We start from the raw sequence: 19,709 nt of genomic DNA, 5'->3' as shown, positions 1-19,709 counted from the left end.
GCGTAGCCTGACTTTCAGACGGGTCTGGCCTGGTCGTTGGATGGAGCCGCCCGGAGCAAGCCCGACCCGATCCCCTGTTCGAGGCGCATGACGGCCTCGGCCAGCTTCTCGTCGATGACGTGCAGGTATTCCGTCCAGTCGCCGACATGCCTGAGATCAGCCGCGCCGTCTGAAATGCCGCGCAGCCCGATCAGGGGCACATCGAACAGCTGGCAGGCGCGCAGGCAGGCGAAGGTTTCCATGTCGACCATGTCGGCCGCGATCGTGTCATAGGCCGCGCCGGTGATGATCGCGCCGCCGGTCGACAGCGTGGCTTCCCTGATTTCGGGTATCCGCAGCGGCAGCGGCACGATGACCGGCAGGTCGAGGAACGGCGTCGCGCCTTTTTCAAAACCCAAGGGCGAGGCATCGATGTCGCGATAGCTGATCGAGATGGCCTGATAGATTTCCGTTTGTTCCAGGGTCCGGCTGCCGGCCGAGCCGAGCGACACGACAAGGTCCGGCAAGGCCTTTTCCGATTTCAGCCAGGACAGCTCGGCACCGAGCCGGACGGCGGCCTCGACCGGCCCGACACCCGTCATCAGCGGCGTGAACAGTTTTTGCAGATGCGGGCCATATTCGGCCTGCGCCGCCATGACGAAAAGGACATCCTTGCCGCCAATTCGCGTAACATTAGCCATCAGCCCGCAATCCCATCGCGGCCTACCACCGTCATCATCGTCCCCGTCATGGTCGCGATCAGCTTGGCTTCGCCGTCGGCGGCAAAGGCATAGGCCTGGCCATCGGCGACGATGATGGTGCGGCCAGGCTTGGTCACCGAGCCGCGAAACAGGAAACGCTCGCCCCTGCCCGGCGCCAAAAGGTTGACCTTGAATTCGATGGTGAGCACGCCCGAATTTTCCGGCATCAGGGAAAAGGCCGCGTAGCCGCAAGCCGAATCCAGCGCCGTCGAGATGACGCCGGCATGCAGGAAGCCGTGCTGCTGGGTCAGTGCCGCCGAATAGGGCATCTCGATCTCGATGATGCCGGGCGTCACCAGTGTCAGTTCGGCGCCGATCGTGGCCATCGCCTGCTGGCGCGCGAAGGACGCCCTGACGCGATCCTCATAGTCCGGAGCCGGTACGATCTTTGCTGCCATCGCAATTGCCTTCAGTTTGCCGGAGAAGCTTATCGCAGAGGCACGAGCGGCAGGCAAATGCTTTTGCTGCACTGCAACAAAACGACATTGGAGGGGCCTAGTTCAACCAGAGAAGCGAGGCGTTGAGTACGGTGGCGAAGGCCACCCACGCCGCGTAAGGCACGAACAGCCAACCCGAAAGCCGGTCGCGGTTCCAGGCTCTCACGATGAACAGCACGATGCTTGCGAGAAGAAGCACGATGACGACCAAGGCGGGTCCCATCATCTTTGCGCCGAAGAAGGTTGGCGACCACAGGAAATTCAGGGCGAGCTGGACGCCCCAGACCTTCATCGCCACACCTGCCGGTGCTCGCCCCCACGTTCGCCAGCCGGCTACCGCGATCAGCACGTAGAGCAGTGTCCAGGCGGGCGCGAAGACCCAGTTGGGCGGATTGAAGGGTGGTTTGACCAGCGATGCATACCAGGCGCCCGGCAACGTCGCATAGCCGATCAGCAGGCCTCCACCGAGCACCAGGACAAGGAAAAGCAGCAGCGACAGATATTTTTTCAAGAATCCCACCCGGAGCGACATGGCGCCGCGCATCTGCAACTGGGGCACTAGCGCTCCTTGTCAACGGCAGCGTTCAACTCGCCTTGCGCATGGCGCAGAAGTAAAACCCGTCAGTGCCGCTCAGCGCCGGAGACAGCGAAATATCCGCGCCAGCGCCAATTCTCGCGGCCGCCTCGTGGCCCGGAAAACAGCTATCCCAGAGGGCGCGGTGATCGAGCGGGGCAAAGCCGCTGTTGCGCTCGCGAAACGCGGCGACCTGTTCGCTGTTCTCCTCGTCGAACACCGAGCAGGTGATGTAGACCAGCAGGCCCCCGGGTTTCACATACGCCTTGGCGGCATCGAGGATCGCAGATTGCTCACCCTTGCGGGCGTCGAGCTGCCTTTGCGTCAGCCGCCATTTCGCATCGGGACGGCGCCGCCAGGTACCGCTGCCGGTGCAGGGCGCGTCGACAAGCACGATATCCATATGGCCAGAGAGTGGAGCAAGTTCGGCCGGCTTGGTGACGACCTGCACATTGCGGTTTTCCGAGCGTCGGATGCGGTCGAAAATCGGCGCCAGCCGCGCCTTTTCGGCATCATGGGCAAAGATCTGGCCTGTATTGCCCATCGCAGCCGACAGCGCCAGTGTCTTGCCGCCGGCGCCGGCGCAGAAGTCCAGCACCTGCATGCCGGCCTCGGCGCCGGCAAGCGTGGCCGCTATTTGCGAGCCCTCGTCCTGCACCTCGAACCAGCCTTTCTGGAAGGCCGGCTCGGACTGCACGTTCGGGTGCCTGCCGTCGCCATCGATCGGCGGAATGCGGATGCCGAGCGGCGCGATCCGCGCGGCCTGCGCCCCGGTATCGGCCAGTTCCTTGAGGACCTTGGCACGATCGGCCTGCAGCGTGTTGACCCTGATGTCGAGCGGCGGGCGGGTCGCCAGCGCGGCGCCCTCCCCGACCCATGCCTCGCCAAAGGCCCGTTCGAAAAGCGGTTCGCACCAATCGGGTATGTCGGCCTGCACCGCAGATGGGGCATCGGCAAGCTGGCGACCGGCGATCGTCTGCAACTCTGTGGCGCTGAGCAGCGGCGGTGCGAACTTGTCACCGTCGAGCGCGTCGTTGAGCGACTGCGCCGTCTGGCCCCATTCGAGCAGCAAGGCGCCGAAGCCGATCGCGCGCGGCGTGTCTTCGCCAAGCAGCCAGCCGGCGGAGCGTTTGTGGCGCAGCGCGTCGTAGACGATGTTGCCGATGGCCGCGCGATCACCGCCGCCGGCGAAGCGATGTGACAGGCCCCAATCCTTCAGCGCATCGGCCACCGGCCGGTGACGCCGGCCAATGTCTTCCAGCACTTCGATGGCCGCAGCCAGCCGTCCGCCCAGTCGCATCGGTCATTCCATCAAATCGAACACGTGACTATCACCTGCTCTTAGAGCCTTTCGCGTCCGGATTGAACCCCGCTCCGTCTCGCGACGAAGAGGCAGCCTGAAATCTGTCCGATCAATAAATCTCGCGGGCCGGCAACAGCAGATCGATCAATAGATGCAAGGTGTCTAATGTTCGTAACTGCCGACTGCAAGCACGACCCGTGGGGCAACCGCTCTGCTTTCCAAGTTTTTCGGTTGGTAATACTCTTCACACCATGATTCGCGGCGCGGAAAACGTGGACCGGCGGATCGCTACGAGGAGAGGGCAATGAAAACTTATTTGGCGGAAGTTCTAGGCACATTTCTGTTGGTGTTCATCGGCACGGCGTCGGTGGTGACGGGCGGCTTCGGCGGCGCGCTGCCGCTCGGCCAGGAAGGCATCGGTCTGGCGTTCGGCATCGGCCTCATCGCCGCTGCCTACGCGATCGGCCCGATTTCGGGCGCGCATCTCAATCCGGCGGTGACGCTCGGTGTCTTTCTTGCCGGGCGGTTGCCGGCCAAGGACGTCATCCCCTATTGGATCGCGCAGATCATCGGTGCCATCCTGGCTTCGCTGGCATTGTGGATCATCGTTTCCGGCCAGGCCGGCGGCCACACGACCGGCTTCGGCGCCAATGGCTGGGATGAGACGAAATGGGGCGTGAGCTCGGCGTTCCTGTGGGAACTGATCGGCACCTTCACCTTCGTCACGGTGATCCTCGGTGTCACCGCTGAAAAGCACTCGACGGCATTTGCCGGGCTGGTCATCGGCCTGACGCTGGCAGGCATCCACTTCGCCATGATCCCGGTCACCGGCACCTCGGTCAATCCGGCCCGCTCCATCGGCCCGGCGCTGTTCACCGGCGGCGCCGCGCTCAGCCAGCTCTGGCTGTTCATCGTCGCACCGCTGATCGGCGGCGCCATCGCCGGCGTCGTCGCCAAGGCGCGCGTCTTCGAGAAGGATTGATTTCAAGAGCCTGAATGCAAAAGGCGCGGGCCACGGCCCGCGCCTTTTTTTTGAACAGAGCTCTTTCCGGATCAGCCTGCGATGTCGAAGCGGTCGGCGTTCATCACCTTGGTCCATGCCACGACGAAGTCTTTCGCGAATTTCGCCTTGGCGTCCGCCGTCGCATAGACTTCGGCGAGAGCACGCAGTTGCGAGTGTGAGCCGAAGATGAGGTCGGCGCGGGTGCCGGTCCACTTGACTTCACCGGTCTTGCGGTCGCGGCCTTCGAAGACGTCCTTGGCATCGGACGTCGCCTTCCACTCAGTGCCCATGTCGAGCAGGTTGACGAAGAAGTCGTTGCTCAGCGTTTCCGGCTGTTTGGTGAAGACACCATGCTTGGACTGCCCGGCATTGGCGCCGAGAACGCGCAGGCCACCAACCAGAACGGTCATTTCCGGCGCCGTCAGCGTCAGCAGCTGCGCCCGGTCGACCAGCGCCTCCTCGACGGTCAGCCGCTGCTTGCCGCTGACATAGTTGCGGAAGCCGTCGACGGTCGGTTCAAGCGGCGCGAAGGAATGGATGTCCGTCTGCTCCTGCGAGGCGTCCATGCGGCCCGGCCAGAAGGGGACGTCCACGCTGTGACCGGCATCCTTCGCGGCCTTCTCGATTGCCGCGTTGCCGCCAAGAACGATAAGGTCGGCAAGGGAGACCTTCTTGCCGCCGATCTGAGCGGCGTTGAAGTCCTTGGCAATGGCTTCGAGCTTGTCGAGCACCTTGGCGAGTTCGGCCGGCTGGTTGACCGCCCAGTCCTTCTGCGGTGCCAGGCGAATGCGCGCGCCATTGGCGCCGCCGCGCTTGTCGGAACCACGGAACGTCGAGGCCGACGCCCACGCCGCCGAGACAAGCTGCGATACCGACAGGCCGGACGCCAGGATCTTGGCCTTGAGCGCTTCGGCATCCTGTTCGTCGATCAGCACATGATCGACCGCCGGAATGACGTCCTGCCAGGGCAGCTCTTCCTTCGGCACGAGCGGGCCCAGATAGCGGGCGAGCGGGCCCATGTCGCGGTGGGTCAGCTTGTACCAGGCGCGCGCGAACGCGTCGGCGAACTGATCCGGGTTTTCGTGGAAGCGCTTCGAGATCGTCGCGTAGGAAGGATCAAACCGCAGCGCGAGGTCGGTGGTCAGCATCGAGGGTGCATGACGCTTTCCAGCATTGTGCGCATCCGGCACCGTGCCGGCGCCGGCGCCGCCCTTCGGCGTCCACTGATGCGCGCCGGCCGGGCTCTTCGTCAGTTCCCATTCGAAGCCGAACAGATTGTCGAAGAAATTGTTGCTCCACTTGGTCGGCGTCGTTGTCCAGGTCACTTCCAGGCCGCTGCCGATGGCGTCGCCGCCCTTGCCGGTGCCGAACTTGCTGGCCCAGCCGAGGCCCTGCAGCTCGATATCGGCGGCTTCCGGCTCGGCGCCGACAAGGGCTGCATCGCCCGCGCCATGGGTCTTGCCGAAGGTGTGACCGCCGGCGATGAGCGCGACGGTCTCCTCGTCGTTCATGGCCATGCGGGCAAAAGTATCGCGGATGTCACGTGCCGAGGCCAGCGGATCCGGATTGCCGTTAGGGCCTTCCGGGTTGACGTAGATCAGACCCATCTGCACGGCGGCGAGCGGGTTCTGCAGGTCGCGGTCGCCAGCGTAGCGCTCGTCGGCCAGCCACTTGCCTTCCGGACCCCAGTAGATGTCCTGCTCGGGCTCCCAGACGTCGGCGCGGCCGCCGGCGAAACCGAAGGTCTTGAAGCCCATCGATTCCAGCGCGACGTTGCCGGTGAGGATCAGAAGGTCGGCCCAGGAAATCTTGCGGCCGTACTTCTGCTTGATCGGCCACAGGAGCCGGCGGGCCTTGTCGAGGTTGACGTTATCCGGCCAGCTGTTCAGCGGCGCGAAACGCTGCTGGCCGGCTCCGGCGCCGCCGCGGCCGTCAGCGATGCGGTAGGTGCCGGCGCTGTGCCACGCCATGCGGACGAACAGCGGCCCGTAATGGCCGAAGTCGGCCGGCCACCATTCCTGCGAATCCGTCATCAACGCATGCAGATCCTTGATGACGGCGTCGAGGTCGAGGCTCTTGAATTCCTCGGCATAGTCGAACGCCTCGCCCATCGGGTCGGACAGAGACGATTGCTGATGCAGGATCTGGACATTCAGCTGGTTCGGCCACCAGTCACGGTTGGTCCGGCCGGCGGATCCATGCGCCACAGGGCATTTGCCCGCGCTGTTGTCGTCGGTTTTCGCGTCCATCTTACTGCTCCGATTTTGCCGAGGTTTGACTTCGCCGAGGTTGATTTTTGCCAAGATTTTGGGGGCGGCCAGCGACCGCACCAATCTGGAATGATTCCAGACTAGGCCGCATTGGTGATAAAAACAAATTGCCTTTCCTGTTCATTTCGATAGGATTTTCTTATGATAGGCTTGACTGTCCGACAGATGCACTATTTCGACGCCCTGGCGCAGACGCTGCATTTCGGACGCGCGGCAAAACTCGCCGGTGTCAGCCAACCGGCACTGTCCTCGCAGATCGCGGAAATGGAGCAACGGCTGAACTGCCGGCTGTTCGAGCGCGGCGGCAAGTCGGTCCGAATGACCGACGAGGCGGTTGCCCTTTTGCCGCGTATCGAACGCATCCTGGCCGACATACGCGACGTCGAAACGACAGCCCGGCGCGGTCGCACGGCCATGGAGGGGCGCTTCCGGTTGGGCATCATCCCGACCGTCGCGCCCTATCTTCTGCCGCGCGCCCTGCCCGAACTGAAGAAGCATTTTCCGGCCTTGCTGCTCGAATTGCGCGAGGCCGTCACAACCTCCCTGATCGAGGACACCGCATCGCGCAAGCTCGACGCCTTCATCGCGGCGCTTCCGCTCGATCATCCGGGCCTGACCACCGAGGCACTGTTTCCCGACCGGTTCTTCCTCGCAGTGCCAGCTGGCGATCCGGCCTTCGCCTCGCCGCCGGTCCCGCCCGAGAGCCCGGCGCTGGAGCGGCTGATGCTGCTGGAGGAAGGGCATTGCCTGCGCGAACAGGCGCTGGCGGTCTGTGGCAATGTGCGTCCGGTGGCGATGGCAAGCTACGGCGCCACCAGCCTGACCACGCTCTTGCAGATGGTGGCGCATGGCCTCGGCGTCACGCTCATCCCCGAAATGGCCACGGGGCCCGCCGGCACCATCCCCGACCTCAAGATCGTGCCGTTCCAGGAGCCGATGCCGCAACGCATGATCTGCCTTGCCTGGCGGCGCAACAATGCAAGGCATGGCGAGTGCGTCGAACTGGCGAAGATCATCCGCGGCCTCGGCACCACGGTGCTGGCCGCGTAAAGCCAGGCGTCAGAGAACCCGGGACAGGAATTCGCGGGTTCGTGGCGATTGCGGGTTGGCGATCATCTCGCGCGGCGCGCCGCGTTCGACGATCACGCCACCATCCATGAAGACGAGCTGATCGCCGATCTCGCGGGCAAAGCCGATCTCGTGGGTGACGACGACCATCGTCATGCCGCTCTCGGCCAGATCACGCATCACCTGCAGCACCTCGCCGACCAGTTCGGGGTCGAGCGCCGATGTCGGCTCGTCGAACAAAAGCACCTTCGGCTTCATCGCCATGGCGCGCGCGATCGCCACGCGCTGCTGCTGGCCACCGGACAGTTCGCGCGGATAGCGGTCGACCTTGTCGGCAAGGCCGACGCGCCGCAGCAGGACTTCCGCCTCGGCCTTGGCCTGGTCGACGGGGATGCGCCGCACCTGCGTCGGCGCCTCGATCAGGTTCTCCATCACCGTCATGTGCGAGAACAGGTTGAACGACTGGAACAGCATGCCGATCTCGGCCCGGCGCTGACACAGGAGATCGTCCTTGACCTCGTAGAGCTTGTCGCCCTGGAGGTCGTAGCCGACGAACTGGCTGTCCACCAGCAGGATGCCGCCGCTGAGTTTTTCCAGATGGTTGATGCAGCGCAGGAACGTGCTCTTGCCGGATCCCGACGGACCGATGATGCAGGCCACCGTTCCCTCGGCCACGTCGAAGTCGACGCCCTTGAGCACTTCAAGCTGGCCATAGGTTTTGCGCACGCCGCGCGCGAACACCATGGAATTGGCCGGGACGCCGAAGCGGGCGCGATTTTCGGACTTCACGTCGCTCATCGGGCAACGCCGCGCAGGCTGATCAAGTTGCGCAAGGCGCGCATCGTCAGGGGATCGCGGCGCGTGTCGCTGCGGCCGAAATGGCGCTCCAGGAAATGCTGCCCGACCGACATGATGCTGACCACGGCGAGGTACCAGAAGGCGACCACGATCAGGAGCGGGATCGTCTCGAAGGTACGGGCATAGATGCTTTGCGCCGTGTAGAACAGGTCATCAACGGCGATGAACGTCACCAGCGAGGTCATCTTCAGCAGGTTGATCGCCTCGTTGCCGGTCGGCGGCAGCACGAAGCGCATGGCTTGCGGCAGGGTGATGCGCTTCAGGATCATGCGGTAGGGCATGCCGAGCGCGCTCGCCGCTTCCGACTGGCCCGACGGCACTGACTTGATGCCGGCGCGGATGATCTCGGCCATGTAGCCGGCCTCGCACAGCGAAAGCGCCACGACAGCGGAGAAGAACGGGGTCATGAAATCATTGGTTCGTACGGAAAACAGCGTGCCCAGGAAAGGCACAGTGAGCGAGATTTCGCGCACCAGCAGCGACAGGTTGAACCAGAAGATCAGCTGGATCAGGGCCGGGACACCCCGGAAGAACCAGACATAGACGCCCGCGAAAGCGCGCAGCACCTGACTTGGCGATACCCGCATGATGGCGATGACAGTGCCGACCACGATCGCCAACACCATGATGATGACGGTGAGCACCAGCGTGTTGCCAAGGCCGCGCATGATCGAGGGGTGGAACAGGTAGCCGGCGGCCGTGCTCCAGGCGAAGGCCGGATTGCTGGCGAAGGCGCGAATGATGAGGAACGCCAGCAGCAAGGCGAACGCCGTGCCGATCCAGATGCCATAGCGGCGCTGCGGCACGACGGTCAGTCGTGACACGGCAGCGGCAACGCCCGGCTCGACGCCGATCTCGGTCGGGTGGGCCACGCCCATCAATCGTCTCCTGATTGCTGGCCGGCGCCTGACCGATGATCAGGCGCCGGGTCGTTTCTATTCGGCGCGCAGCGCGTCCATGGTCCCGACGAAGTAGGGTTCCTTGATGGCGTAAGCGCCCATGCCGTACTTGTCGAGGATAGCCTTGTAGGTGCCGTTCTTGAACAGCTCGGCGAGCGCGCCCACCATCATGTCGGCGGTTTCCTTGTCGTCCTTGGCGATCGCCATGCCGAGCGGCGCGACCTCGTAAAGCGTAGGCAACACCATCAGTTGGCCCTTGCTCGTCACCTCGAAATAGCTCGACGCGGTCGCATCGTCCATGCGGGCGTCGACACGGTCGGACAGCACGGCCTGGACGATATCGGTCGAGGAGTTGAAGACCGACTTCTCGATGGCCGCCTGGCCCTTGTCGGTGCACTCCTTGCCGAGCTTGTCGACCAGGAAGTCGGAGGCGCTGCCGGCCGAAACGCCGATGCGCTTGCCGCAGAGCGGCGTGTCACCGCTGAAGCTCGCCTTCTTGTCGGGCGACGTCGAGACGGCGAGGCCGGCCTTCAGGAACATGACGAAATCGACCTGCTTCAGCCGTTCTGGCGTGGCCGAGAACGTCTCCCAGGCGATCTTGAAGCGACCAGCGGCCAGGCCGGGGATCATCGAGGGGAATGGCGTGCGCTGAACATCCAGCTTGGCGTCGACCAGCTTGGCCACCTCGCCCGCGAGTTCGATGATGATGCCGGTCTGCTTGCCGTCGGCATCGAGATATTCGAACGGCGCATAGTCCAGCGTGTTGGCGACAGCGAGCGTTCCGCTCTGCTTGACGTCGGTGGATTTCGCAACCTCGGCGGCCCGGGAAACCCCGCCCCAGGCCATGGTGGATATCGCCAGCGCAAGGCTGGCCGTTCGCAGATATGCATTCATTGCTGTTCCCCTTTCTTGCTTGTTTGCAGTCTTCACCAGGCAAAGCCCGAGCCGGCCTCCGTTCGGGGGCCGGCTCGGGCTCGACATTTGCTTACGCGCCTGCCGCTTCGGCCGCCTTCTTCTTGCGATAGTGGTAGTTCTTGTCGATGCGCTCCATCAGATAGTCGCCGTAGAGCACCGGTGCGTATTTCGGCTGCGTGCCGGCCGGCACGCAGACCGGCAGCGCCTCGATGGTCTCGTCCATGGAGGGATCGAAGAAGAAGGGTTGCGAATAGCGCTCACGTCCCGACCGGTTGATGACGCGGTGCGGCGTCGAGACAAACTGGTCGTTGGACCAGCGCGCAAGGATGTCGCCGACATTCATCACGAAGGAATCCGGGACCGGAGGCGCGGGAACCCAATCCCCGGCCTTGTTCTTGACCTCGAGGCCGCCGACATTGTCCTGAGCCAGCAAGGTGATGAAGCCATAGTCCGTATGCGGCGCCGAACCGAAGAGCCCTTCTTCCTGAGGCTGGGTCGGGTAGTGGAGCAGCCGCAGGAAGGTCGTCGGCTGCTCGAAATAGCGGTCGAGGCTGTCGGAGGGCAGTCCGAGCGAGAGCGCGATGGCGCGGACCATCTTGCGGGCTAGCGTTCCCATCTCATCGACATAACGCTCGATCGTCTGCCTGAAGCCCGCCACGGTGGCCTCGTCCGGCCACTGGTTAGGGCCTTGCAGCGGCTTTTCGGCCAGGGCCCTGGGATCGTCGGCGCCGACCTCGTGCATGAAGAAGATCGATTCGCTCTGGTTGGGCTTGCTGACGGTCGCCACCGACGAGGTCACGATGGTCGAGCCGGCAAAGGGCAGGAATCCGCGGAAATTCTTGTCGATCTTGAGCTTCGCCTTTTCCTCCTCGGGCAAGGCAAAGAAGCGCTTGGAGGCTTCGCGGACGGCTTCGACGTCGGCGCGCGGAATGGGATGTCCGGTCACGTAGAGGAAGCCGATCGTCTCGAGATAGCGGCGCAGCGTCGCCGCCGTTGCCCGGATCGCGCCTTCGTCGTCGCCATAGAGCGCCGAAACGTCGAGGATCGGAATTTCGGAAAAATCGCCGCGCTCTCGTGCATCCATTTTCGAACACCCTGTCTTGAACATAAGATACAGTACTGTATTTCTACACATCCGAACGGCCTCATCAATAGGCTTTCGATGGCAAAAAGGAGAGTCGCGGCATCATGGCACCACGCAAGATCATCATCGACACCGATCCGGGCCAGGACGACGCCTTCGCCATCCTTTTCGCATTGGGCTCTCCGGCCGAGCTCGACGTGGTCGGCATCACCACGGTCGGCGGCAATGTGCCGCTGGCCCTGACGTCGAAGAATGCGCTCAAGGTCGTCGAGCTTGCCGGGCGCGCGGACGTGCCGGTGCATGCCGGATGCCCGGCGCCGATGGTGCGCAAGCTGATCACGGCCGAGTATGTCCATGGCGAAACCGGTCTTGATGGCGCCGACCTTCCAGAACCGGTGACGCCACTGCAGGACGAACACGCTGTCAACTACATGGTGCGCACCATCATGGATGCGCCGGAGGGCGAGTTGACCGTCTGCACGCTCGGGCCGATGACCAATCTCGCCATGGCCATGACCATGGAGCCGAGGATCGTGCCCCGGCTGCGCGAAGTCGTGCTGATGGGCGGTGGCTTCTTCCAGGGCGGCAACGCCACGCCCGCGGCCGAGTTCAACATCTTCGTCGACCCGCATGCGGCGCACAAGGTGTTCGACAGCGGCGTGCCGGTGACCATGGCGGGCATAGACTGCACCTACACCGCGCTGATGACGCCCGAGTGGCTCGACCGCCTGCGCGCCACTGGCAGCCGCGCCGCGATCGAGGCCGCCAACCTGGCCGACTTCTTCCGCCAGTACGGCACGCACAAATTCGAAACGGCGGCGCGCCCCATCCACGATGCCTGCGTCACCGGCTATCTGCTGGCGCCGCAGATCTATGAGCAGCGCCAGTGCGCGGTGACGGTCGACATCGTCTCGCCGGAGACGATCGGCATGACCGTCGTCGACTGGTGGCACGTGACCGGCCGACGCAAGAATTGCAACGTGCTGCGGCGCATCGACCCGGCGCCGTTCTTCGAACTCATGCTGGAGCGGATCAGCGCATTGCCCTGAGCCCGGCGTTCCGCGATAGATGGGCAGTTGGAGCAATTCCAGGAAAAGTGTGAAGCGGTTTTCCGTCCGGAATTGCGTCAAAACAAAGAGATAGAGTAGTTCGGCGTTTCCATGAAACGATGAACCGCTCTAAGAATCGCGAAGCGCACCGAAGCCGGCGAACGGGCTGGAGGCGTCGCGCATGGCGATGAAGGTCTTGACCACATGAAAGCGGACACTGCCCCGGCCCGAGCTAAAAAACCTCCCAGGACCGCCTCGCGTGCGAAGGCGGCGCGTCAGACGCTGAGCCGCGAGGCCTGGATCGCGGCGGCACGCAAGGTGCTGGAAAAGCGCGGCATCGGCGAGGTCAAGATCGACCGCCTTGCCCAACAGTTCAAGGTGACGCGCGGCTCCTTCTACTTCCACTTCGCCAGCCTGGCCGACCTTCGCGACAGCCTGCTGCAGGAATGGCGCAACATCAATTGCGCGCCGTTCTGGGCGATGCGCGACATGCACGGCATCGACGGCCTGCAGTTCTTCACCGACATCGTGCATGTCTGGGTGGACGAAGCGCCGTTCAGCCCTCTGCTTGATCTGGCGGTACGCGACTGGTCGCGCACGTCGAAGAAACTGACGCAGGAGGTCAAGGACATGGACGACCTGCGCATCGCGCTCTTGATCCGCTCCTTCCGCGCCATGGGCTATCCCGAGGATGAAAGCCTGGTCAGGGCGCGCATCACCTATTTCCACCAGATCGGCCAGTACGCTCTGTCCTTCAAGGAGGATCCGGCGGTGCGCAGAAGCTACCAGCCGCTGTTCGGAGAGGTGCTGCTTGGACCGCTCGTGCAGGAGCCGGGTTCGGCGCCGCGACCGAGCGAAATGCGGATCGGCCGTCGCCAGCAAGGGGCGTAGCGGCGGCAGGTTGCGGGACACCCAGCCGATCTCCAAACAATCTACGAAGCAGTCGCCTCGTTGGCAACGGCGCGCGTCGCGTTCTGGTGCGGGCGCAGCAGAAAACAGAATGCGGTGATGTGCGTGATCATCAACAGCGGCACGTAGATGACCGGGATCGCATAGGTGGCGCCAAACAATCCTGCATGGGCAGGGAGGTCAGCCTGAATGGCTTGGTAATAATCGACGATGAGGTCGACCATCCCGACGACATTGAAGGCGACGACGAACGGCCAGAAAAGCTGGCGTATCCGCACCGTGAGCAGCGCCAGCATGGCCAGCACCCCCGTTGCAAAGTCGCCGTAAGCGGCGAAGGTGGCAAAGCTGGCGGGCAGATCTGGGCTGACGACGCCCGGAAGGATAAAGACGAGCCCGAAGAAGCGGAAACTATGCAGGGTGGCAATGGCGCGATGCGCCGCGACGCGGTCCATCGAGCTCAGCCAGGGCCAGATATACGCAGCGAAGCAAAGCAGCCACGCGACATAACCCAGAACGAGATGGGTCTGGAACAGCATTTCCGTTGGCAATTTGGCCTCCTGTTGGCAGTTGGCGCGACCTTTCGGCTTCAGGAGAACATTTAAACCTGCTTCCATCGTTGGACTATCCGCTGTAATCACAACAACCTATGAAGCAGAACTACACAATCCGGCACGGTGCGCTGGAGGGTGTCGAGGTGTTCCTGGCTGTCGCCAGGCGCCGGAACTTCCGCCGCGCCGCCGCCGATCTCGGCGTGACGCCGTCGGCCGTGAGCCAGGCGGTGCGCGCGCTGGAAGCGCGGCTTGGTGCGGCGCTGTTTGTCCGCACGACACGAAGCGTCGGCCTGACCGAGGCCGGTGAGCGGTTCCTCGACCGTGCCGGCCCTGCCTTCGGGGAGATCGTCGCGGCCGGCGAGGCGGCGCGTGATGTCGGCCAACGGCCGACCGGACTGCTGCGCCTGTCCGTCCCGCGCGCCGTCGTGCCGTTGATCCTGGAGCCGATGATCGCCTCGTTTTGCCGGGCCTATCCCGAGATCGAACTGGAAATCGCCGCGAGCGACGAGATGGTCGATCTGGCGACCGGCGGATTCGATGCCGGCATCCGCCTCGGTCAGTTCATCGCACCGGACATGATCGCGGTGCGGCTCACTCCGGCGTTCTCGTTCGTGGTTGTCGGCAGCCCCGACTATCTCGAGCGCCGCGGCCGCCCCGAGCGCGTCGACGACCTTCGCCACCACGCCTGCCTGCGCTTGCGCCGCTCGAACGGCACCATCGCGCCCTGGTCCTTCGTCGACGGCAACGGAACGATCGAGGCGGCAGTCTCAGGCCCGCTGATCGCGCATGACTATCCGACGTTGCTGGGGGCCGCGATGCAAGGCGTAGGGCTGGCGCAAATCCCTCGACCGGTCGCCGAAGCTCAGATTGCCCAAGGAAAGCTCGAGCCCGTGCTGGACACCATCGCCGCGACGACGCCAGGCGTCTTCCTCTATCATCCCGGCAAGCGCCAGATCCTGCCGAAACTGCGCGCCTTCATCGACCACCTCAAATCCGGGGTCTGAGGCAGCGAAGGATGTCTCCCTTGGCGCTTCGCTTTCACCAAAGCTTTCATGGTATAAATATCAGAAATATATAGGTAAAAAACACTACAAGATGGACCATTCCGGTCAAGAACGTCGTTCTTTCAGTGCTGAAGCTTACATTGCATATGAAAAGCGCCAAGACCAAAAGGACCGCATCGGCAGCCGGCAGCCCCAGGGTCAGTCCTCTCCCCGTCAGCAGGCTGGCGGCTGCGACTCCCGGTATGGTCAGGCCGATCGTGGCGCAAGCCGAACCCATCGCGACATTCAAGCCGCGCTGCAGCTCGTTGTTGAGTGAAGCGCGCACCGCCGAAATGGCCTCCGGCATCAACACCAGCCCCGCGATCATTGCCCCCACAATGCTGTCAGCCTGGGTCACCTGATAGGCAACGAGCGTATCTTCGACGCTTGCCGCGACCTGCTCGGCGAGCATGACAATTCCGATCAGCCCGGCCACCAACAGAAGAGCGCTGGCAGAGATGCTCTCGTGAGGGGCAGCGCGCACCGAAACGTCGTGTGGTTGTCCCTGGATAAAGTCTTCCCGGTGCCGGACGGTCTGCGCGAAGACAAAGCTTGCATAGAGCAGCACCGAGAGGACGCTGACGAAACCAAGTTGGGCTGCCGAAAACGTGCCGGGATCCGTGGTCTGGGTGTAGGTCGGCAGAATAAGCGTCATGACGGTCAGCGCGATCAGAACCGCCAGATAGGCACTGGTCCCTTGCCGCACGATGGCCTGCTTGCGATGACGCCAGCCGCCAAGCGCGAGACACATGCCGACAACGCCGGTGGATGTGATCATCACCGTGGAGAAGACGGACTCCCGTGCCAGCGTCGGGTTGTTCTCTCCGTGTAGCATCATGGAAACAATGATCGACACTTCGATTGCCGTGACGGCAAACGTCAGCACCAGCGTGCCGTACGGCTCCCCTACCCGCCGAGCCACCGCCTCGGCGTGGTCGAGCACCACGAAAATGGTGACGAACATGATCGCACTCGACAGCGCACCAACAAGGATCCTGGCGCTCAGCGAACCCTGGTCCACCGACAGCCCGCTGGCTCTGACCGCGACAGCCATCGCCAGCGCAGCGAGGGGCATCGCGTAGGAAATCGCCGATCGTCCGAAACCAGTCATTCAAGCCCCCATGTGTTCTGCGAACCTTTGCGGAAAGCCTGTGGGGAGCGCCTCAGCCAATGTCATCGCAAAGCCGGCAAGCCCATCACCCGGCGTTCGACTCCAGCAAACGACACCGACCCGCGGCTCCTGAAGATGCCGCAAGGTCGCGCGACGTCGGCATTATTGAGCGCAACGACAAAATCGAGGCGTCCACCCCTCACGCCGTCTTCTGCGCCACCAGCCCCAGTTCCTCCACCATCGCATTGCGCATCAGGAATTTCTGCGGCTTGCCCGTCACCGTCATCGGCAATTCGGTGCGGAAGCGGATGTGGCGCGGGATCTTGTAGTGGGCGATCTGGCCGGCGCAGAAGTTTCTGATCTCCTGTTCGGTGGCGATCTGGCCGGGCTTGAGCACGATCCAGGCGCACAGCTCCTCGCCATACTTTTGGTCGGGAATGCCGAACACCTGCACTTCCCTTACCTTGGGATGGCGATAGAGGAATTCCTCGACCTCGCGCGGATAGACATTCTCGCCGCCGCGGATGACCATGTCCTTGACCCGGCCGACGATGTTGCAATAGCCCTCGGCATCGATGGTGGCGAGGTCGCCAGTGTGCATCCAGCCGTCGCCATCGATCGCCTCTCGGGTCTTTTCGTCGTCGTCCCAATAGCCCTTCATGACGGAATAGCCGCGCGTGCACAGTTCGCCCGGTGTGCCGACGGCAACGGTGGCGCCCTCAGAATCGACGGCCTTGACCTCGACATGAGGGTGGATGCGCCCAACCGTAGAGACGCCCTTTTCCAGCGGATCGTCGACGCCGCTCTGGAATGAGACCGGGCTGGTCTCGGTCATGCCGTAGGCGATGGTCACCTCGGACATATGCATCAGTGATACCACCTTCTTCATCACCTCGATCGGGCATGGCGAGCCGGCCATGATGCCGGTGCGCAGGCTGGAGAGATCGAAGACGCTGAAATCGGCATGATCGAGCATGCCGACGAACATGGTCGGCACGCCATAAAGGCCGGTGCAGCGCTCCTGTGCCACGGCCTTCAGCGTCGCACCGGGATCGAAACCCTCGCCCGGGAAAACCATGGTCGCTCCCTTCGACACGCAGCCCATCGTGCCCATCGACATGCCGAAGCAGTGATAGAGCGGCACCGGGATGCAGAGCCGGTCGTCGACGGTGAGCTTGATCGCCGAGGTGACGAAATTGCCGTTGTTGACGATGTTCAAATGGGTCAGCGTCGCGCCCTTGGGCGCACCCGTCGTGCCCGAGGTGAACTGGATGTTGATCGCATCGTTCGGCTTCAGTCCCTCTGAAATGCGGTCGAGACTGTCATGCTCGTCGCGACCCGCCATGGCCAGCACGTCGGCGAAATTGAACATGCCTGGCGAATTGTCGTCGCCCATGCGGATGACAATTTTCAGCGCCGGCAATTTTTGCGCCTTGAGCTTGCCCGGCGTGGCCTTGGCGATCTCCGGCGCCAGCGTCTCGACCATGCCGAGATAGTCCGAGGTCTTGAAACTGGCGGCCGTCACCAGCGCCTTGCAGCCGACCTTGTTCAGCGCATATTCGAGTTCGGTCAGCCGGTAGGCCGGGTTGATGTTGACCAGGATCAGGCCGATGCGGGCGGTGGCGAACTGCGTCACCAGCCATTCCCATCTGTTGGGCGACCAAATGCCGACGCGGTCGCCCTTTTCGAGACCGAGCGCCAGAAATCCCGCAGCCAGCGCATCCACCGTGTCCGACAGTTCGCTCCAGGTGAAGCGCTTGTCCTGGCCGACGAAAACGGCGGCATCCTGCGTGGCGTATTTGCTGGCGGTGTCGGAGAAAAGTGCCGGAATGGTCTTGTCGAGCAGCGGTACCTTGCGCTCGCCCGAGACATGCGCCCTGCCATCGACGGGTGCGATAAAGACGCTGCCGGCGCGCGCGCCGCGGCCGCGCAGATTGGTGGCGTTCTTCAGCTCGTCGAGATTGACCGGCATCGCTGTCTCCTCCCAGACCGCATCGAGCCTATCAGCCTGCCGGGACGGTGGAAATCCCGCCGATGGTACTGGAGTTCTGTTCCATGGAGGGGGAGTGATCGTTACACGACCGCCGCCGCCATCTTCGTGACGATGTCGCGCAAGATGGCTTCATCGCCTGAGGCACGCGCCTTCTTCGATGCGACCAGACAGGCCTGCGACTTCAACACGACGCCGTCACCCAGCACCTTGAGGTGGTTGGCCCGCAGCGTCGAACCGGTCGTGGTGATGTCAACGATGACATCGGCAAGTCCCGCCGCCGGCGCGCCCTCGGTGGCACCCAGGCTTTCGACGATGCGATAGACCTGGATGCCGTGCTTCTGCGAGAAGAATTGCTGTGTCAGCCGCCAGTATTTGGTGGCAATCCTCAGCCGCCTGCCATGGCGCTGGCGGAAATCGGCGGCGACGTCGTCGAGGTCGGCCATGGTGTCGACATCGAGCCAGATCTCGGGCACGGCCACCACGACGTCGGCATGGCCGAAGCCGAGACGGGCGGCGATTTCCGCACGCGCCTCCCAGTCGGCCAGGTTTTCCCGCACCAAATCCTCGCCGGTGATGCCGAGATCGACCGCACCCTGGCCGATCTCGCCCGATATTTCGGACGCCGACAGGAAGACGACCTCGACATTGTCCAGGCCTTCGACACGGGCATGATATTTGCGCTCGTCGCCAGGCAGGCTGATGGCGAGGCCGGCCTTGGCCAGTACGTCCAGCGCCTGCTCTTTCAGCCGGCCCTTCGAGGGAATGGCCAACGTGATCATGGTACCGTCTCCCGCAACGCCTCGATGCGGTCGAGCCAAACGGAAAAGCCGACGCCGGGGATGGCTGTCTTGGCGCCAAGCAATGTCAGCAACCGGTCGTAGCGGCCGCCGCCGGCCAAGGGACGCTCGCCGCCTTGCGCCGCGATTTCGAAAACCACACCAGTGTAGTAGTCGAGCGGACGGCCGAAGGCGGCGTCATAGCGGATGTTTCCTGCCGGCAAGCCATGGGCCTCGATCGCCCCGGCACGGGCGGCGAATTTCTCCAGCGCGGCCCCCAGAGAAAGCCCAGCACCGGCGGCGAAGGTCTCCAGCGCCTCAGCCGCGCCATCGAGCGGGACGTCGATCGCCAGAAAGCCTTTCAATGCCGCGAACGCCTCATTCGACAGCCGCACGCTGCGCAATTCGGCCTTCTCGATCAACCGCCGCGCAATGTCGGAGGGCGAGCGCCCGGCAGTTGCCGAAAGCCCAGCCTCTTCCATGCCGCCAGCGATGCGGGTCGAGAGACCTTCGAGATCGCCATCGAGGACAAGGGCGGCGACATCGCCAGAGAGCTGGCCGTTGCGCGGCGGGTTAGCGAGGTCGGCGAGTGCCGCCTGCAGCATTGGCGCCGAGCCGAAGGCACGGGCCAGCCGCATGCGCCAGCCGCGCGGCAGGCCGAGTGCGGCCAACACCGCTTCGAAGATCCCCTGGTCGCCGAGCGTGACCGTCAGCGGCTGGCCGGGCAGCACAAGCGACAGCAGCGCATGCGCATCGGCCACGGAGCGGGCATCGGCTTGCGCCGTGTCGCGGTCGCCAAGATCCTCGATGCCGGCCTGGAAGAATTCATTGCCGCCTTCGCGGCGCTGGCGGAACACTTCCCCCAGATACGAATAGCGCCGCGGCGTGCCGGCCTGCGAGCTTATATGGTCGAGACAGACCGGAATGGTGAACTCCGGCCGCAGGCACAAGGTCTGCCCTGTCTCGCTTTCGGTGAGGAAAATGCGGCGGCGCAGATCCTCGCCGGCCATGTCGAGGAACGGGTCCGCCGGCTGCAGGACGGCGACCTCGACCGCGTGCGTGTCGCGCGCGGCGAAGAGGCTGGTGATGTCGGCTGCGATGGCGGGGTAGCGCGAGGTCACTGGCC

The 19,709-nt window shown here is 63.8% G+C and carries 19 protein-coding genes; 5 read left to right on the top strand and 14 right to left on the bottom strand.

Annotated features, from left to right (window positions below; all coding sequences use genetic code 11):
• Positions 1 to 14: 14 nt before the first annotated feature.
• The 4 genes from AC1VON_RS11950 to AC1VON_RS11935 all read right to left on the bottom strand — a co-directional run bounded on the left by AC1VON_RS11950 (position 15) and on the right by AC1VON_RS11935 (position 3,051).
• Entirely contained in the window at positions 15 to 680 is a 666-nt protein-coding gene (locus AC1VON_RS11950) for a 5'-methylthioadenosine/S-adenosylhomocysteine nucleosidase (protein WP_172351986.1), read from the bottom strand.
• Entirely contained in the window at positions 680 to 1,138 is a 459-nt protein-coding gene (locus AC1VON_RS11945; protein WP_023686843.1) for a PaaI family thioesterase, read from the bottom strand. The genes AC1VON_RS11950 and AC1VON_RS11945 overlap by 1 nt, the downstream gene beginning before the upstream one ends.
• Positions 1,139 to 1,235: 97 nt before the next feature.
• Positions 1,236 to 1,709 (bottom strand): TspO/MBR family protein, encoded by a 474-nt coding sequence (locus tag AC1VON_RS11940; protein ID WP_483126321.1) that lies wholly within the window; start codon positions 1,707 to 1,709, stop codon positions 1,236 to 1,238.
• 52 nt (positions 1,710 to 1,761) lie between these two features.
• Positions 1,762 to 3,051 (bottom strand): RsmB/NOP family class I SAM-dependent RNA methyltransferase, encoded by a 1,290-nt coding sequence (locus AC1VON_RS11935; RefSeq protein ID WP_172351987.1) that lies wholly within the window; start codon positions 3,049 to 3,051, stop codon positions 1,762 to 1,764.
• Between the two features lie 307 nt (positions 3,052 to 3,358).
• Here AC1VON_RS11935 and AC1VON_RS11930 point away from each other — a divergent pair, with 307 nt between their 5' ends.
• Positions 3,359 to 4,036: an MIP family channel protein gene (locus AC1VON_RS11930; RefSeq protein WP_056565223.1), complete on the top strand. Its 678-nt coding sequence runs from the start codon at positions 3,359 to 3,361 to the stop codon at positions 4,034 to 4,036.
• Between the two features lie 71 nt (positions 4,037 to 4,107).
• Here AC1VON_RS11930 and katG read toward each other — a convergent pair whose 3' ends face one another.
• Positions 4,108 to 6,306: a catalase/peroxidase HPI gene (gene katG / locus AC1VON_RS11925; protein ID WP_483122368.1), complete on the bottom strand. Its 2,199-nt coding sequence runs from the start codon at positions 6,304 to 6,306 to the stop codon at positions 4,108 to 4,110.
• Positions 6,307 to 6,468: 162 nt separating this feature from the next.
• On the opposite strand from katG, the gene AC1VON_RS11920 reads away from it, so the two are divergent.
• On the top strand, positions 6,469 to 7,377 hold the full coding sequence (locus AC1VON_RS11920; protein ID WP_483122363.1) for a hydrogen peroxide-inducible genes activator: 909 nt from the start codon (positions 6,469 to 6,471) through the stop codon (positions 7,375 to 7,377).
• Positions 7,378 to 7,386: 9 nt separating this feature from the next.
• Here AC1VON_RS11920 and AC1VON_RS11915 read toward each other — a convergent pair whose 3' ends face one another.
• The 4 genes from AC1VON_RS11915 to AC1VON_RS11900 form a co-directional block, all read right to left on the bottom strand.
• The gene (locus tag AC1VON_RS11915) at positions 7,387 to 8,139 is read right to left on the bottom strand and encodes an amino acid ABC transporter ATP-binding protein (protein ID WP_483126320.1); all 753 of its coding nucleotides are present in this window, start codon (positions 8,137 to 8,139) and stop codon (positions 7,387 to 7,389) included.
• 50 nt (positions 8,140 to 8,189) lie between these two features.
• Positions 8,190 to 9,131: an amino acid ABC transporter permease gene (locus AC1VON_RS11910; protein ID WP_483122358.1), complete on the bottom strand. Its 942-nt coding sequence runs from the start codon at positions 9,129 to 9,131 to the stop codon at positions 8,190 to 8,192.
• A gap of 57 nt (positions 9,132 to 9,188) precedes the next feature.
• On the bottom strand, positions 9,189 to 10,046 hold the full coding sequence (locus AC1VON_RS11905) for an ABC transporter substrate-binding protein (protein ID WP_483122353.1): 858 nt from the start codon (positions 10,044 to 10,046) through the stop codon (positions 9,189 to 9,191).
• A gap of 91 nt (positions 10,047 to 10,137) precedes the next feature.
• Positions 10,138 to 11,151 (bottom strand): isopenicillin N synthase family dioxygenase, encoded by a 1,014-nt coding sequence (locus AC1VON_RS11900; protein ID WP_172351997.1) that lies wholly within the window; start codon positions 11,149 to 11,151, stop codon positions 10,138 to 10,140.
• A 104-nt stretch (positions 11,152 to 11,255) separates the two neighbouring features.
• On the opposite strand from AC1VON_RS11900, the gene AC1VON_RS11895 reads away from it, so the two are divergent.
• Both AC1VON_RS11895 and AC1VON_RS11890 read left to right on the top strand, forming a co-directional pair.
• A complete protein-coding gene (locus tag AC1VON_RS11895; RefSeq protein WP_172351999.1) occupies positions 11,256 to 12,200 on the top strand; it encodes a nucleoside hydrolase in 945 nt (314 codons plus the stop codon).
• 204 nt (positions 12,201 to 12,404) lie between these two features.
• Entirely contained in the window at positions 12,405 to 13,091 is a 687-nt protein-coding gene (locus AC1VON_RS11890; protein ID WP_172352001.1) for a TetR/AcrR family transcriptional regulator, read from the top strand.
• Between the two features lie 41 nt (positions 13,092 to 13,132).
• Here the strand turns inward: AC1VON_RS11890 and AC1VON_RS11885 are convergent, their stop codons facing one another.
• Positions 13,133 to 13,657 carry a hypothetical protein gene (locus AC1VON_RS11885; protein WP_483126319.1) on the bottom strand — a complete coding sequence of 175 codons (525 nt, stop codon included), beginning with the start codon at positions 13,655 to 13,657 and terminating at the stop codon, positions 13,133 to 13,135.
• 98 nt (positions 13,658 to 13,755) lie between these two features.
• Between AC1VON_RS11885 and AC1VON_RS11880 the strand changes: the two genes are divergently transcribed.
• On the top strand, positions 13,756 to 14,664 hold the full coding sequence (locus AC1VON_RS11880) for a LysR family transcriptional regulator (protein ID WP_483122340.1): 909 nt from the start codon (positions 13,756 to 13,758) through the stop codon (positions 14,662 to 14,664).
• A gap of 46 nt (positions 14,665 to 14,710) precedes the next feature.
• Here the strand turns inward: AC1VON_RS11880 and AC1VON_RS11875 are convergent, their stop codons facing one another.
• From AC1VON_RS11875 to AC1VON_RS11860, 4 genes are all read right to left on the bottom strand, one after another.
• On the bottom strand, positions 14,711 to 15,814 hold the full coding sequence (locus AC1VON_RS11875) for a calcium:cation antiporter (RefSeq protein ID WP_483122336.1): 1,104 nt from the start codon (positions 15,812 to 15,814) through the stop codon (positions 14,711 to 14,713).
• Between the two features lie 199 nt (positions 15,815 to 16,013).
• Entirely contained in the window at positions 16,014 to 17,786 is a 1,773-nt protein-coding gene (locus AC1VON_RS11870) for an AMP-binding protein (protein ID WP_483122331.1), read from the bottom strand.
• A gap of 101 nt (positions 17,787 to 17,887) precedes the next feature.
• Complete coding sequence (gene hisG / locus AC1VON_RS11865) at positions 17,888 to 18,586, bottom strand: ATP phosphoribosyltransferase (RefSeq protein ID WP_172352012.1); 699 nt, start codon at positions 18,584 to 18,586, stop codon at positions 17,888 to 17,890.
• Entirely contained in the window at positions 18,583 to 19,704 is a 1,122-nt protein-coding gene (locus AC1VON_RS11860; protein WP_172352013.1) for an ATP phosphoribosyltransferase regulatory subunit, read from the bottom strand. The genes hisG and AC1VON_RS11860 overlap by 4 nt, the downstream gene beginning before the upstream one ends.
• Between the last annotated feature and the right edge of the window lie 5 nt (positions 19,705 to 19,709).

This window comes from Mesorhizobium sp. HAY1-8B, from assembly GCF_056868045.1.
Note: the sequence above shows the minus strand (reverse complement) of the source record. Positions and strands in the feature narration are given on the sequence as shown.

Excerpts from the sequence above, each read along its gene's own strand:
- AC1VON_RS11910 (WP_483122358.1), bottom strand. The coding sequence starts at position 9,131 with ATGGGCGTGGCCCACCCGACCGAGATCGGCGTCGAGCCGGGCGTTGCC.
- AC1VON_RS11905 (WP_483122353.1), bottom strand. The coding sequence starts at position 10,046 with ATGAATGCATATCTGCGAACGGCCAGCCTTGCGCTGGCGATATCCACC.
- AC1VON_RS11875 (WP_483122336.1), bottom strand. The coding sequence starts at position 15,814 with ATGACTGGTTTCGGACGATCGGCGATTTCCTACGCGATGCCCCTCGCT.
- AC1VON_RS11935 (WP_172351987.1), bottom strand. The coding sequence starts at position 3,051 with ATGCGACTGGGCGGACGGCTGGCTGCGGCCATCGAAGTGCTGGAAGAC.
- AC1VON_RS11915 (WP_483126320.1), bottom strand. The coding sequence starts at position 8,139 with ATGGTGTTCGCGCGCGGCGTGCGCAAAACCTATGGCCAGCTTGAAGTG.
- AC1VON_RS11895 (WP_172351999.1), top strand. The coding sequence starts at position 11,256 with ATGGCACCACGCAAGATCATCATCGACACCGATCCGGGCCAGGACGAC.
- AC1VON_RS11950 (WP_172351986.1), bottom strand. The coding sequence starts at position 680 with ATGGCTAATGTTACGCGAATTGGCGGCAAGGATGTCCTTTTCGTCATG.
- AC1VON_RS11870 (WP_483122331.1), bottom strand. The coding sequence starts at position 17,786 with ATGCCGGTCAATCTCGACGAGCTGAAGAACGCCACCAATCTGCGCGGC.
- AC1VON_RS11940 (WP_483126321.1), bottom strand. The coding sequence starts at position 1,709 with ATGTCGCTCCGGGTGGGATTCTTGAAAAAATATCTGTCGCTGCTGCTT.
- hisG (WP_172352012.1), bottom strand. The coding sequence starts at position 18,586 with ATGATCACGTTGGCCATTCCCTCGAAGGGCCGGCTGAAAGAGCAGGCG.
- AC1VON_RS11900 (WP_172351997.1), bottom strand. The coding sequence starts at position 11,151 with ATGGATGCACGAGAGCGCGGCGATTTTTCCGAAATTCCGATCCTCGAC.
- katG (WP_483122368.1), bottom strand. The coding sequence starts at position 6,306 with ATGGACGCGAAAACCGACGACAACAGCGCGGGCAAATGCCCTGTGGCG.
- AC1VON_RS11890 (WP_172352001.1), top strand. The coding sequence starts at position 12,405 with ATGAAAGCGGACACTGCCCCGGCCCGAGCTAAAAAACCTCCCAGGACC.
- AC1VON_RS11945 (WP_023686843.1), bottom strand. The coding sequence starts at position 1,138 with ATGGCAGCAAAGATCGTACCGGCTCCGGACTATGAGGATCGCGTCAGG.
- AC1VON_RS11880 (WP_483122340.1), top strand. The coding sequence starts at position 13,756 with ATGAAGCAGAACTACACAATCCGGCACGGTGCGCTGGAGGGTGTCGAG.
- AC1VON_RS11930 (WP_056565223.1), top strand. The coding sequence starts at position 3,359 with ATGAAAACTTATTTGGCGGAAGTTCTAGGCACATTTCTGTTGGTGTTC.
- AC1VON_RS11920 (WP_483122363.1), top strand. The coding sequence starts at position 6,469 with ATGATAGGCTTGACTGTCCGACAGATGCACTATTTCGACGCCCTGGCG.